Origin of the sequence: Spiroplasma endosymbiont of Lariophagus distinguendus (assembly GCF_023846195.1) — a bacterium.
GTDB lineage: Bacteria > Bacillota_I > Bacilli_A > Mycoplasmatales > VBWQ01 > Spiroplasma_E.
The window spans coordinates 1-801 of the sequence record NZ_JALMUW010000150.1; the positions used below are offsets into that span (position 1 = coordinate 1).

General features: G+C 24.7%; 2 protein-coding genes. Both read right to left on the reverse strand.

Annotated elements, in window-relative coordinates; all coding sequences use genetic code 4:
- The coding region (locus M0D11_RS06215; protein WP_252321078.1) for a hypothetical protein at positions 1-275 on the reverse strand (275 nt) is incomplete at its 3' end.
- Positions 276-420: 145 nt separating this feature from the next.
- A partial coding sequence (locus M0D11_RS06220; protein ID WP_252321080.1) for a YhaZ family DNA alkylation repair protein occupies positions 421-801 on the reverse strand: 381 nt, incomplete at its 5' end.

The window sequence follows — 801 nt, forward strand, 5'->3', positions numbered from 1 at the left end:
CCTGATTTAATTGCATGATTTGCTTCAATAATACCTATTAGTAAACTCATTTTAGATGGTGCTAAATCCTTACCACTATTAATAAGTCCTAAATTATTATTTACTATTATATCTGCTAAGTTAATTGCACTATGTTTATTTTCTAAACGTTTTTTATTTTGCATATAATTAGTTGTAATATTAGTTTTTTCCTCAATTCTGTTTAATAAATTAGTTAAATTTCCTGTGGTTGTTGCAAGTGTTAAAACACTTAATGTTTTTATTATTTTTTTCATAAAGACCCCCTTTTTGATACTAATAATAGTTTTTTACACTATACAATATATATTAAATCTTTTAAAATAAAAAACAAATCTTTTAATTTTCCAATTTTGTAATCTAATAAAATCGATATTTAGGTTAATCAAATAATTAGTTACACTATCTAATAGCCAATATCTTAAAATCTAATGTATCTCAATCAGTACCATTCACAATAAGTGTAATTGAATGAATTCCTGGGTAATGTTTCCTTGTACTTATATCTGCAAAATAATGTTTTTTTGCGTAAAATTTCTTCATATTTTCCTTTAAATATATCTCTGATATTTGGAATATTTTACGATTCCGTTTACCACTCGCTTTCACATAATCAATACCATATTCTAATCGTACCTTGATTGCTTTTTTTGTCTCAATCTTAAAAGAAAAAGTCATATTTTCTCCAATAGAAACAAATTCAGCACCTAAAGCAAAATCAATCACATTTACACAATCAATATTGGTAAAACCAAAGATTTTCATTACCTCCATATTGCCTTT